The organism is Hungatella sp. L36 (genome assembly GCF_014288035.1).
The window spans coordinates 63,311-77,308 of sequence record NZ_JACOPC010000016.1 but is presented as its reverse complement, the minus strand read 5'-3'; the positions used below and the strand labels follow the sequence as shown (position 1 = coordinate 77,308).

The window sequence follows — 13,998 nt, the reverse complement described above, 5'->3', positions numbered from 1 at the left end:
CTCCTTATTGCTTAAGTTTTGCGTCAATTAAAAATCTTCTTAGATATCGAAGTGCTTCTTCCGGTATATAGCCTATCTTAATTCTTTTATATACCCACCGTTTAAGCTTTGGATAATTCTTCAATTGATTGACCGAAAAACAGATTGAACGAGTTACCGGAATCACTTTTCCTCCCAATGCATCTAATGTTTTCAGGATGGTAGTTTCATCTGGCATCAAGCTATACTGCTTATGTTCATAATATACTGACCAAACCAAATCAAGCCCCTGAAAGACTTTAATTTCAACTCCAACTTGAATATTATCAAGTTCTAAACTGTATCCCCCCTTAAGATGCCGCTTATCAAAAATAATGCCATTTTTCAAAACGATTACAATACCATCGAACGGGGAACTAATATTTAATAAGCCTCCTTCCGGCAATAAATATTGGAAACCTGTACCTATTCTATTGTCTTTTTTATCTGTTACTTCTATAACTGGTATGGATGCCGTTTCATCCATCTTTTCTTTCCACAGATAAGTATACTGTAAAGCCTTTGAGCGCCCTACCGAAACTAACTGCTGGCGGCTTTTACATGAGAGACTGATTACCTGACTTTTTTCATTAGGACACCAAAAACTAACTTGATGAGTTTCAGGATATATTTTTGTTGTTATATCACTTTTTCCCCGTATATGCATAAATAGCTGATTTGCTCTGTAGCGAATTGCATACGGCTTTTCCACGTATATTGGCCAAACCGGTTGTAAAAAAACTGGGGTTTCTGTTAGCCTGCAACGAAAATTCCAAAAAAACCGCGCTGCGTCTTTTTTGAAAGCCGTTGCTTGAACCTCATATATATACCATGTACCATAAAACATTTTTTCTCACACAGTCTTCTCGCTTCTATACTTGGATAGTTCCGGTTTAAATGTTTAGAACAGAGTAAATAGTAAACCTTACCAACTTGTACCTCTGCACCATCAACCATTTTTTTTGCTGTTTTCTGATCAAAAATACTGCCGAAGCCATCAACTCCATTAACAAAACGCGGCCAGAATGTCCTAAGCTCATCACTTGAAGTTAATTCATATTTGTAAGCCGGCGAAGCACCGACAGATACATATGTAATTGATTCTGAGTTCAGACGCTCAAAGGAGTAAATGTAAGGTTTTTCGCTAACGCCTAAAGGTTGGATAATGACCTGTTGCTGTTTTTGCATCTTCAATATAGATGCCGGAATATATAATAACCCGAGTTCCAATTCAAAATCACTACTTGTAATATTGGAAAGACGTATGGGGAGCTCATGCTCCCCAGCGATATCCCCTCCCCTTGTTGATAACCCAGTAGTTCGTTCCGGACAATCTTTGCAGGTATCATATGCGCTATGTTTGAAATAACGAACATTTTTTCTGCCATCTGTAAGAATTACATATTGTCCACATAATTCACATACAAATAATCCGCTATGTGCGGAGACCGTACCTTCAGGATATAATTTTCCAGCTTCTGACGCTGTTATTTTTCTCCATTCATGTTCTGCCTCTGACCACATACTGACATGTGTCAATGAAGCCATCCTGTCTCCTCCTCAGAATTTTTTCTTGAGTAAAATAAATTAATACAAATCAATTTTCAAAACATTAATCATATTATACCTTAAATTGTCAATAAATACCATGTTTTCTTAAACAAGTCATCTAAAAATAGAAGAGTAATTTACCATCTCCCACTACTCCGACCAGCCAGCAGCCCAAGGGCTTTCGCCGCATAGGGCATAGCAAAAAGGAAGGCTTATGTGGGCAAGCTCCCAACACCTTCCTTTTCACTATGCCCTGCCCGGACTCAATGCTCCAGCATATTCTCAATAAAGATCCCATACCCTCTCGTACTATCCTGAATAAACACATGAGTCACCGCCCCAATCAGCTTCCCATCCTGGATAATCGGCGAGCCTGACATTCCCTGCACAATTCCCCCGGTAATCGCCAGCAGCTCCGGATCAGTCACCTTGATTACCATTCCCTTGTTCTTATGGGCTGTCGTATAATCCACCTTCTGAATCTCGATCTCATAGTCTTTTACAACTCCTGAAACATCGCTTCGGATATACGCGGTTCCCTTTTTGACGTCCTGGCGGTATCCGATTGGTATCGCGTCTGCTTTTGCGGTCTGCTTAAACCGTTCATTGACCGTACCAAATATTCCCTCTTCGGTATTGGAATGAATCGTTCCCAACACCGATCCCGGACCATAGTAGATCACTCCGCTCATGACTCCCGGCTTACCGAAAGTTCCCTTTTCGATTCCTAAAATGGAAGTTTCATATAGTGCGCCGTCCTCAATCTGGACGACTCCGCCTGTGTCACTGTCGCTGATCCCATGTCCCAGCGCCCCAAAATTACCATTCATATCAATATAAGTCATGGTTCCAATTCCCTGAGTATCGTCACGGACCCAGACGCCCAGCTTTGGATTTCCATCCTCTCCCTCCACCGGAGTCATCTTCACCTCGATCTCCTGATCTCCGCGTCGGACTGCCAAAACCGCCTCGCTGGTACCATTTTTGTTTAATTCTGTAACCAGCGCTTCCTTATCCTTTAAAGGTGTTCCATTAAATGCCTCAATATAGTCCCCCGACTGAAGCACTCCAAAGGCCGGTTCTACAATCATACCGTCTTTCTTCGTGATATCCCCCGTTCCAATTACCATAATCCCATCAGATTTTAAGTAAATTCCCACTGGAGTTCCGCATGGAATGGCGTATTTCGTATCCACCACATCCACCTGGATATCCTTTAGCTGGAGCCAGCCAAACAGCTTTAAGCCAATCTTGTAGCTTCCCTGATTTTCTGAATATACAGAAAACGGCTGGTTCACGGAAAGGTTAATCTGACCCGTCGGAATATTGGAACCATTACTTAAAACCACTTCCTCACTGTCTGAAGACAGCGTCACTCCAAAAGGCATGGAGAAATGAAACTGTTCTTCTTCTTCGGCTACGACATTCAGCTTGTCCGGTATCACCCACTTCATATAGAAATAAGAGAAGCCGATGCAAAACACCAGGCTCACCCAAAACGCAGCCACCACATATCTGTGGAATTTTTTTCCCGTCATCTCACATACCTCCTTATAAAAAATGAAAGGAGACAATTTTTTGCTCCTTTCATAGTATGTGAGAAATCGGTGAAAACACTCTGTCATATTTTAGTTGTAACTAATTTCTTTTAAAACCAGAATTGATTTTACGTAAAATCGTTCTTGTCAGAATTTGCATACATTTTTCTCTGTTTGAACATAATTGTTAATGGATATCCTCTCATCCACTTTTTCTGTTTATAGCGTACCACGCTGGCTAGGGCGGTCAGGCTCCATGTAAATCCAGTCGTCAGCCAGACTCCCCACATGCCGATCCCGGTAATCCTCGTCAGCACCATGGAAAAGAAAAAGCGGCAAAATACCTCAACAATTCCATTCATCATGGAATAGGCCGCGTCTCCAGCTCCATTAGACAGACCCCGGATTAAGTAGATCACACCCAGCGGAAAGTAAAAAAAGCTTGTAATTTTCAGCGCATTTACAGCGATACCGAGAATTTCAGTATCATTGCCAAACAGCCGTAAAATCAAATGACCGCCAAAACGCATGAGAATAAGCATGACCACGCTGAAACAGGCGGAAAAAATAAGTCCGGTCCTTAGCCCCTGTCTTACCCGCTTGATCCGGCCCGCTCCCATATTCTGTCCCGTAAACGTCGAAACGCCGGAGGCCATAGAGCTGTATGGCTGGCCGATCAGCTGTTCCAGCCTGGTCGTCATGGTATATGCGGTAGCCACACTGGGACCAAATCCATTAGCAACGCCCTGAAGGCAGGAGGTTGAGACGGCTATAAGGGCATTTTGAAAGGTGACCGGAACACCGAGGCGGATACACTGGCTAAGAATGTCGCGGTCCAGAATCATATCTTTTCTTTTTACTTTAAAGTAAGGATTCACCCGAAAAGCAAAAATCATACATCCGGCCGCACTGGTTCCCTGAGCAATTACGGTTGCTATCGCCACACCATAGACTGCCATATTAAAATAGAGAACAAACAGCAAATCAAGCCCAATGTTTAATAGACTGGCCAGCACGAGAAAAATCAGCGGTGTTTTCGAGTCGCCCAATGCCCGCAGCATGGCTGCGACTCCATTGTAGGCTGCCACTGCTGCCATTCCGCAGGATACGGTTCTTAAATATGTAACGGAATCCCCAATGTATTCCGTTGGCGTCCGGAGAAGCCTGAGTGCCGGTTCTGCCAGCAGATATCCCATTCCTCCCATTAACACAGACACGACTGTCAATAGAAAAAATCCGTTTATAATCGTTTTTTTTACTTTAACTTCCGACTGGGCTCCGAAATACTGGGCCATGATCACGCCAATTCCAAGAGCCATCCCGGAACACAGGGAAAAGAAGAGGAAATTTAAAGAATTACAGGCTCCCACAGCGCCTAATGCCCGGGCGCCGACGTAATTACCGACAATAACAGAATCCGCCATATTATAAAATTGCTGTACAATGTTTCCAACAAGCATGGGAGCCGAGAAGGCCAGAAGCTGTCCCGGGATATTGCCGGAAGTCATATCGTGTACATACTCAGACGCCACATTTATCACCTCCTTCCGAAAATCATTCACTCAGTTCAGCGTAATTACAATTTCTTCCTGCCGTCTCACATCTTCCTGCTTTCTTATTTCAAACTTTTTAACCACTCCGTCAATCATTGCTTCGTAGCGCCCGTTAAATCCGTATACTTCCACACGTCCTAATTCATCGGTGCTCTTTACTTCGCTGGTGTTCCATTCCTCTCTTATTAAATGTCTCAAAGCCTCATAGGCCGGTTTTTCTGAATTATCAGTTCTCACCAGACCGGCCGGAGCTCCCAGCCACGCGCCGTCCTGAAACGCCCACGTGGTAATGGCTTCCACATGGGGATCTGCAAACAGAATCCGGTAAAATTCTTCTACATTTTCAGCCTGTCTTGCTTCTCCCTCTTCCGTAGTAGGCCACTCTTTGATCTGGTAATCATTTAAATCTGTGATGTCAGGCGGCATCAGATGACCGGAAATAAACGTGTTTTCTGTAAAATGAACAGGAAGTCCAAAACGTGAAAATCGCGCCAGCACCTCAAGAAGCTTTTCTTTTCCCCAGTATCCCTGATGCTGATGCGACTGAATCCCGATCGCATCAATAGAAACGCCCGCTTCCAGGCACGCTTCTATTAATTCTTCGTATTTGGGACTGGTATTAAAATCATTTAAAAGAAGCACAGCGCCCGGATTACTGCGCCTCGCCTCTCCAAATACATCCGAGACCAGCTGTACCCGTCCCAGTTCCTTGCAGATGCGGGTGATTCCGTTGTCATATTTGTCAAATACCGGCATGATCACGACCTCATTGATCACATCCCACATGTCAATCAGTCCCTTGAATTCCGTGACCTCCCTCCGGATCCTTGCCAGCTGCTTCTCCAAAATATCCCGATTAGTAAGCTCTAAAAGCCACGGTGCCGTCTGGGTATGCCAGCATAGCGGATGTCCCTTCAGTATAACACCTCTCTCTTTCAGCCAGAGGGCTGCCCTTCTTACAGCTTCCGTATTCGTATTGCCTTCTGATGCTTCAAACTGCCCCCAATAAAACGGCAGCGTCGCATAGTTAAAAAGCTTCAGCCATTTTTCCATACGTTCTTCATAAAATGCCCGCTTTTCCGGTCCAGAATCACTGTCTGTGATGTTCAGCGTCTCAAATGCGCCGCATCCAAATAGAAAAGAGTGACCCGTCTGCCGGATCTCCACCTCCCTTTTACTGACCGGACTTCCATCCGGCCTTTGAACCGCTATCACAACACTGCTTTTCCGGTGTTTCAAACAATCCGCCTTCTCCATTTTGAATCCTCCCATTGCTTATATTTTTATCCTCTCCATATTATTTTCTCATTCCATATCGTTTTCTCATTCCATATCGTTTCCCCATTCCTTTACCGCTTCCCATACCCTTTCAGCGCAACGCCAATTCCTGTCCTCGTTTCCCAACTATCCTATCCCCACAATCCCCGCAGCGGCCACTACAAATGGAATCGTTACGATGCAAAGCAAAGTGGTAACCGTAAATATCTGGGATGCATATGCTCCGTCTTTTCCATATGTGAGTGCAAACATGGTACAACAGGCGCCTACGGGACAGGAGGCTGCAATTAACGTTGTCAAAAGTAAAACCGGGGAAAACGGAAGAAACTGAAACAGCAGAATAAGACAGAATGGAATGATCATCAGTCTGATCATGGAAATGTAATAGATTCTCACATTTCCTACACAGGAGCGCAGACTGGTCTGTCCCAGCGCAGCCCCCGCAACCAGCATGGCCAGGGGAGTATTCATACTCCCGATGCTACTTAACGCTTCGACCACCGTATCCGGAAGAAGTATCTGAAACGCAAAACAGAACAACCCCAGCAGCACTCCGATGATAGCAGGAGAACAGAGATTCTTTATGGTTGTACGTCTGTCCGCTTTTCCCGTCATGAGTATCACGCCGTGAGACCACAGAAACAGATAAAAGATCGTGAGATAGCCGGTCAGATAGAAGACTCCTTCTCTTCCAAACAGACTGTTAATCAGGGGGATTCCGATAAACCCGCAGTTGGAATAGACAGCACACAGCCTTTCGATCTGATAATTTTTATTTTCTTTTTTTCGGGTCAAAAGACCTGACTTGCCGCCCGCAGGGATTAGCAGACTGCAGACTGCGATTTGTAGGGCAAAACAGAGCAGCCCAAGAAGAAACGCCAGAATCAGATTCCGGATCAGCCTGCTGTCATATTCCATCTGGTAAGACACGAATATGACAACAGGATTGACCAGAAGCAGTAGCAGATTGGACAGTTTCCGGTTGCCCTCTTCATCAATCAGCTTCCAACGGCAGCACAGGATTCCGGCAGCTAAAATGAGAAACATAACGGTTATTTTCTGAAAGACGATTCCAGTCATGTACTCTTACCCTTTCCCAAATAGCCGGATCAGAATTTACATACATTCTCCGGTTTTCCCTGAAGATACGCGTAAACATTATCAAATTCTATTTTTGCTCTCCGAACCATTGCTTCTTTTGTAGCAAAAGCTACATGAGGCGTCATGAGAACGTTTTTAGCGCTTAACAGCGGATAATCCGCGGGAATCGGAGGCTCCATATCAAACACATCGATGGCGGCTCCTGCGATCCTGCCTTCATTCAGTGCCTTTGCCAGAGCCGCATTATCTACGATCGGCCCCCTTGCGCAGTTAATCAAAATTGCATCTTCCTTCATTTTCTCAATCTTTTCTCCGTCAAAAAAGCCTTTTGTTGTTTCATTTAACGGAAGATGAAGGGATATAATGTCACTCTCCTTTAATAAAATATCGATATCGGCAAAGCGGATTCCGGCTTCCTTCCACTCTTCTTTTTCGTGACGGGAGTATGCCAGCACCTCGGCACCGAACGCTTTAAACAGTCTGGCTGTCTTAAAACCAATCTGGCCGCAGCCAACGATACCCACAGTTCTGCCGCAAATCTCCGTACCAACAAGACCTTCTGAGGTTCTTCCGTTTCTCACCGCGAAATCACCTTCCAGTATCTTTCTCATCACGGTTACGGCCATGCCTACGGCCAACTCTGCCACTGACTGGTTGGAGTAGCCGGCACAGTTGAGCACCTGAATATTCTTTTCCCTGCATGCCGCAAGTCCAACATGATCGATTCCTGTAAACGCCACAGCAATCGCTTTTAAGCTGTCACTGGACTGTACCACTTCATCGGGATAGGGATTGTTGGCAATCATCACTATTTCCTGTCCGGCGGAACGTCTCTTCAGTTCCTCCACGTCGGTGGTCTTCGTGTCGTAATACGTAAATACGTGTCCTTCCTTTCTTAAGCCCTCTGCCAGACTGTTGATCATCTCTTCCGGTACACCGATTGGTTCCAATAAACTAATATTCATTTCTTTTACCTCCAAATTATATTGACTCCCGCTAATGAACGCGGGGTATTTCACTGACTACATGGACGGGTGTCCCCGCCACATACTGTTTTAAATTTTCTTCTGCTATCCTCATCAGACGCTCTCTGGCTTCTCTCGACGCCCAGGCGATATGTGGAGTAACAAGAATTCCTTCCACATCCAGAAGCGGGCTGTCTGCTCTCATGGGCTCTTCCTCCGCCACATCGACCGCAGCACCTGCTATGGTTCTGTTTAAAACGGCTTCTTTTAAGTCTTCCTCACAGATCAGCGGACCACGGGAGGTATTGATCACATATGCGCTTTTCTTCATCTTTCTAAACGAATCCTTATTCATCATATGCCGGTTCTTATCTGTCAGAGGACAATGCAGGGATACGTAATCCGAGCTGCACAACAGGGTCTCAAGATCTACCACTCTTGCCGTCCCTCCCGGCAGCACACCGGGATCCAGATGGCCCGAGGTTACCAGAACCTTCATGCCGAACGCCTCTGCCAGAGCTTTCGTCCTCTTCCCAATACTTCCGTATCCCACAATTCCAAGTGTCTTTCCCGCCAGTTCTATGACCGGCCGCTTCCAGTAACAGAAATCCCGGCTCCGCACCCAGTCACCATCTCTGACGCTCTCCTGATGCACACCTACATGGTTGCACAGCTCCAGAATTAACGCCATCGTATGCTGCGCCACGGAATCCGTACTGTAGGCGGGCACATTTGTCACGGTAACGCCGTGTCTGCCTGCTGCCTCCAGGTCCACAACATTATATCCGGTAGCCAGAACCCCGATATAATGCAGATTCCTGCACGCCGCCATCGTCTCCGCAGTTATGGGTGTTTTATTGGTCAGCACCGCCTCTGCAGTGCCTATTCTCTCCACGATCTGAGATTTCTCTGTTCTGTCATAGACCGTCACCTCTCCCAGCTCTTCAAATACGCTCCAGCTTAAATCTCCCGGATTCTCCGTGTATCCATCCAATATCACTATCTTCATTCTCTAATCCTCCAGCAGCGCCCATGCACGGTTAATCACCCGCTTTGTATTAGCCAGTATCAGATCTCCGTCTTCTCCAGGCCGCGGCGTCACCTCTAAGGATAATACCAATGGATCGGCCTTTCTAAAAAAGCCCTCTTCTCTCAATACCTGAAAGAAATCAAGCAGTTCAGGAGTATCGTTGGCACTGCCTGGATATCCAAATCTTGGATGCTTGTCGCCATATCCGTCACAGCCTTCCTTCACCACCGCATTTCCAATATGAAGATGGGTGATATACGGTCTCAGAGTCTGAATCACAAACCGGCTCGTCTCATATGTGGTCGGAAAATGGGACAGATCCACCAAAAGGCCAAAGTTCCTGCAAAAGCATCTGATTTCAGAGGCAAATCTCGCGGCATAAGGCGCAGGCCCTATGAGCGCTTTCTTATCCATATCGTAATCAAATACTTCCAGATTTACAGTCATATTTTTTGACGCTCCGTATCTGCATACGGCCAGCGTGGTTTTTTTTAGCTGTTTAAAGGCCTGTTCCCTCGTCTCCTCTTCCCATGCGCCGGACAGAAATGCAATCCCCTCCGCGCCAAGGTATTCCGCCTCATCAATGGAAGCGCAGAGAAAGGCTTCCGCTTCCTTCCGCTCTTCCTCCACAAGAGAGTTGGGATTTAATCCACGGCTTAAGAGTCCTGGCTGCGCGCCGAAGCACACGGTCATATGAGACTGGGCAAGAAGTGCCTTTGCTTCTGTTCTTTGTGTCTCGTCTTCGACCGACTTCACTTCTATTGCGTCAAAATAATCGTCTCTCAGGATCTTTTTTAACGGTTCTGTAAAACCATACTGGGCTGGCGGGTAACTCATCCATAGTATGGTCCCCACCCTGAAATACTTATGAATACTATCTCTCATCCGTCACTTCCTCCATCCTCAAATTCTATTCTCAGAGCATCGTACTCTGCCAGGCGGTCCAGCAGCAGAAACAGAGTTCCATGTTCCTTCCGCCACGTCACATGGCCTCCCATAAGACTTATAACACTTACCGGTATTTTTTCTGTTGGAATCTGCAGGCTTACCTGTTCCACCGGCAGCGGACCAAAAAATGTGAGACCAAAGGCGCCGCTGTTATTAACCAGCTGGATCAGGATATGGCCGCTCTCATCCGCTGATACGGTGACCTCTGCCATCGGTGTTAAGTCCGCAGCCACACTGACCAGGCCACAGTGCTCTGTAAGAATATCTCTCATGATTCCAACCGTGTTGGAATGGCCGGTTTTACTGTAAAAACTTCCAGGCAGCCAGGGAAGAGTGAACGATCTCCCGGAACCGTACGTATATTCAATCAGTCCCGGATAGTTCCATACTTCCCTGGAACAGCAGCATTCCGGCGGACCAAAAGGCTGACGGGGTATCAGTTTCAGAAAGGTTTTCGCCGCTTTGTCCCACTCCAGGAAAAAGTAGGTGTCTCCCACTGGAACAGCATCGATGTCCTGATGAGAAGGAAAGGCCTGTTTTTCTTCTTTTTCCAGAAACAGCTGCGCAGACATGGCCTGCCGGTCTTCCTTCTCTAATTTCATAATGCCGGAGCTTCTTAGGAATTCCGGTCCTCCGCTTCCGGCGGGGTACTCTCTGATCCGGTTCTGCCCCGATGCGATTACGGTTCCGCCCCGCAGGACATATTCATCAATCCGATCACCTTCCTGCTGCTCCAATTCCCCCTCGTCAGCAAGAATTACCACCCGGTACCTGCTCAAATCTGCCTGCTTCATCGCGTCAGGCAAGATCTCCGCAAACAGAATATGCGCTTCCGTCAGAACGCGAATCCAGCCTTTTTCTTCTTCCGTGGCCACCCATCGGTCCTTTCTTCGCAGCAGAACACTGGCAGTCGAATGAAGATTCCGGTATACAGCGTCATGCTTCTCACGAAATGCAAAAATACGTTTTACGGTTTCAAATGCGCTTCTGTCCGATGCCGTATCGAGCCTACCGATCAGATAGTAGTCCAGGACTCCTAAGTTCGCCATATTCTGCCACAGACGCATGGCATGCAGAGCAGGACTCACCGACGCGTGGCGCAGACCGTAACCAGGATAGCTGACAGAGGTATTGGAACAGATAATTCCGGATGTGCCGTCACCAATGATTGCCCGGCAGTTGCTGGAAGCATGGTAGATCCAGTGAGGCAGGCGTGTGCTTACCTCTGTAGCCGCTTCAATCCTGGCGTAATCCACGTCGTCAAAACAGATCTCCCCGCTTATCCCCTTTAGGAAACCTGCCATCTTTTTCCGGTAAGTTGTAAGCATGTGTTTCTGAAATACCTCATACTCACTCCAGACAGGATCCTGCAAATCTCTTTGTTCCGGAAGTTCTTTTCCCGAGTAATTCCGAAACGCTTCGCGGCAGCTTCGGCAGTGACAGAATCCATAATCCCGAAATTCATAGTCCCTTGTCTGAAAGCCGCCCATGTTGCAGTACAGGCCGTCGAATGGGATCCGTCCGAAAAGCTCCTCCAGAATTTCAAAGGCGTATTTCTGCTGGTAATCTCCGCAGAGACACGTCTGGACAAAACCGTTCTGTTCCATTACATCTCCGTGTTCCGTTCGAAATGCCCATTCCGGATGCATTTCGTACACGTTCCGCCTTACCTTTGAAAAGTCGGCTCTGGCAATCACCCGTATACCATTTTCATGGCAGAGTTCCACGATTCTTTCCAGGCTGTCCCCTGTCAGATACGGATTTTTGCTGTGATACGGCAGTTTCGTATCGTATCCCGCGCTAATTCCCGCCGCATTGAGCAGGACAACCGTAGCATGGAAATCTTTTAAATCCGCAACATACCGTTCCGCTGATAAATCCTGCATATCAATTTCCCGGAGATTCGTCTGAATCAGCCTCCACGGCTCTTCCTTCCACCATGGCATAATCTTCCCTCCCGTCCCTCACTGATTTTCAGCCAGCTGAATATCCAGCTCAGCCCACCGGTCAAAATATTCCGGATCCACATAGCTGCACAGCCTTGCAAAACGTTGTGGTTTATAATACTGCTTTATAAATGACGAATACATTTTCCAGTGCCCGGCACAGTCTCTTAAAAGTCCGACTGCCGTTTTTTTTTCCTGGTACCGCTCCGGATCGATGCGCCAGACGCATAAATGAACAGCAGCCTTCAATTTATCAGAATAATAGGTTCCCAGATATGCCAGCGCTCTCATATCCATGAGAAGACGATAAAGCCCGCATCCCATCTTACAACCTTTTTCCAATAATGCAACTTCTTTTAGCACAAATTCCGAATATTGTTTCATAATCTGTGCGATTTGAAGAGGCGTGACCGCCTTTACAGTCTGCCCTTCCACCAGACACTCTGCAAACTCCTTAACAGAGATGCATCCGCCTTCCGGCATGCTCTTACATGCCATAAATTCATTGATATCTGCAAATTCCAGTTTTCTTACCGGTGGATGCTCGAGGCTGCAGCACATTTCCGGATACCACTGAAAATCGTAGTCGTGCCAGTGAACCAGATGAAATATGCTGATAATCCGTGATGCTTTTTTCCATACGCCACTCAGCCTTTTTCCCTCTGTTCCATACACGCGCTCCAATTCGCCGGCAAAGAATTCCTCTTCACAGTTTATATCATAGGAAAGCTGGCCCCACAGCCACATTTTGTACCACATCTTTCGTATATAGAGGGGATGCGTCTGATCGATCCGGTCCATATAATCGCGCCCCCAGGTAAAACCGTCCGCACCGAGACAAAATCCCGTCATCCTTGAAACCGGCATATTCCTTAAATACTCTCTTGCAAAATCCGGATCTCCCCAGCGGAACATATAGTAATCATCGTCACGGAGTGTAAACCAGAACCTTGTCTCCGTATCATGTTCCTTTATAAAATCCAGGAAAAACTGCGGTTTTACCGAGGAATGCATATGTGCCTGGGAGTACTTAAAACTGATCTCAAACGTCCCCGGAAAATCACGAAACTTCTCTTCTATCTCATGAAATGCCGCATACTGCATCCGATGAATAAACCGGATCTTCCTGCCCGGATGGCATTTCAGACAGTCTTCCACCGCCCTTCCGTAGGTATCCCGGATAAATGCAATATCCGTGCCGTCTCCGGCCATATACTCGCCTGCTGTCACGCCGATTCCCGCCAACAGGGGATACGTCTCCAGCATGGCGCGCACGGCATGGTACACGTAATCTTTTGTCACAGGATTATGCTGATCGGAGGTCAGCGCGTACGGACTCTCTTCCGTGCCATAGACAAACAGATTCCAGGTAAACAGATACACTTCGATGCATCGGTCTGCGGCGCAGGCCATAACCCGTTTCCAGAAATCCATCTTCTCATCCATGGACATCTTCTTTACCGGATACAGCCCTTTCTTCATGTCCTCTGTATACATCTTCCAGCCGCTCATCTCCGGCTGTGGGATAATTACGGACCGCATTACATCTTCCAGTGCGGTAAGCGGGTACTCCGGGATCCTCACCATAGACGGAAAAGGTGACAGAGACCAGAGGGAAAGGACGTTGTAATGGTACTCCGCCATAGCGTCTAAGTATTCCTGCCAGAATTCAAAATCCCACACATCGGGGATTGTTTCGAAGGCGGAGTCTGATGCATCAGAATAGCTGGGCGTTCTGGCATCCAGAGGGATATTAAACTTGATCCCTCTCTTTCGTATGTACGGCGTCACACTCCTGTCTTTGACACACTCCGTCCGGCCATCGGCGTTAGTCAGTGCCCGGCCCAGATCCAGCAGACCGTACATCATGCCGGCCCGGTCTGAAGCCGCGATTCGAAAACCGCTTTTTTCCCGTCTCAGCCGGTATCCCTCTTCGGGGCACCTCCTGTCTTCTTCCAGGAAAACATACAGATCACCGCCGCTGTTTGAACCCTCCAGCCATTCTCTCACTTTTCCTGCGGCGAACTGCACAGGCTGTTCTTCCGCCATACTGCCGTATACGTAAAACAT

The 13,998-nt window shown here is 47.0% G+C and carries 11 protein-coding genes; all 11 read right to left on the bottom strand.

All coding sequences use genetic code 11. The annotated features are described in order from the left end of the window. Nucleotides 1-4 precede the first annotated feature (4 nt). The 11 genes from H8S80_RS27600 to H8S80_RS27550 all read right to left on the bottom strand — a co-directional run bounded on the left by H8S80_RS27600 (nt 5) and on the right by H8S80_RS27550 (nt 13,998). Entirely contained in the window at nt 5-865 is an 861-nt protein-coding gene (locus H8S80_RS27600; RefSeq protein WP_147419176.1) for a hypothetical protein, read from the bottom strand. After that, nucleotides 772-1,566, bottom strand: coding sequence for a hypothetical protein (locus H8S80_RS27595; protein WP_117620978.1), 795 nt, complete (start codon nt 1,564-1,566; stop codon nt 772-774). Before H8S80_RS27595 ends, H8S80_RS27600 begins: the two co-directional genes overlap by 94 nt. 266 nt (nt 1,567-1,832) lie before the next feature. Then, nucleotides 1,833-3,107: a SpoIVB peptidase gene (gene spoIVB, locus H8S80_RS27590; RefSeq protein WP_117620979.1), complete on the bottom strand. Its 1,275-nt coding sequence runs from the start codon at nt 3,105-3,107 to the stop codon at nt 1,833-1,835. A gap of 128 nt (nt 3,108-3,235) precedes the next feature. Further along, nucleotides 3,236-4,639, bottom strand: coding sequence for an MATE family efflux transporter (locus H8S80_RS27585; protein ID WP_117621029.1), 1,404 nt, complete (start codon nt 4,637-4,639; stop codon nt 3,236-3,238). Between the two features lie 30 nt (nt 4,640-4,669). Beyond that, nucleotides 4,670-5,917 (bottom strand): endo-1,4-beta-xylanase, encoded by a 1,248-nt coding sequence (locus H8S80_RS27580; protein ID WP_187049079.1) that lies wholly within the window; start codon nt 5,915-5,917, stop codon nt 4,670-4,672. 147 nt (nt 5,918-6,064) lie between these two features. Beyond that, nucleotides 6,065-7,018, bottom strand: coding sequence for an AEC family transporter (locus H8S80_RS27575; protein WP_117620981.1), 954 nt, complete (start codon nt 7,016-7,018; stop codon nt 6,065-6,067). 29 nt (nt 7,019-7,047) lie between these two features. After that, nucleotides 7,048-8,004 (bottom strand): 2-hydroxyacid dehydrogenase, encoded by a 957-nt coding sequence (locus H8S80_RS27570; RefSeq protein WP_117620982.1) that lies wholly within the window; start codon nt 8,002-8,004, stop codon nt 7,048-7,050. Nucleotides 8,005-8,035: 31 nt separating this feature from the next. Next, a complete protein-coding gene (locus H8S80_RS27565; RefSeq protein ID WP_117620983.1) occupies nt 8,036-9,013 on the bottom strand; it encodes a D-2-hydroxyacid dehydrogenase in 978 nt (325 codons plus the stop codon). A 3-nt stretch (nt 9,014-9,016) separates the two neighbouring features. Continuing rightward, on the bottom strand, nt 9,017-9,919 hold the full coding sequence (locus tag H8S80_RS27560; RefSeq protein ID WP_117620984.1) for a sugar phosphate isomerase/epimerase family protein: 903 nt from the start codon (nt 9,917-9,919) through the stop codon (nt 9,017-9,019). After that, on the bottom strand, nt 9,916-11,928 hold the full coding sequence (locus tag H8S80_RS27555) for an alpha-amylase family protein (protein WP_117620985.1): 2,013 nt from the start codon (nt 11,926-11,928) through the stop codon (nt 9,916-9,918). The genes H8S80_RS27560 and H8S80_RS27555 overlap by 4 nt, the downstream gene beginning before the upstream one ends. Before the next feature lie 18 nt (nt 11,929-11,946). Next, nucleotides 11,947-13,998 carry a beta-N-acetylhexosaminidase family protein gene (locus tag H8S80_RS27550; protein WP_117620986.1) on the bottom strand — a complete coding sequence of 684 codons (2,052 nt, stop codon included), beginning with the start codon at nt 13,996-13,998 and terminating at the stop codon, nt 11,947-11,949.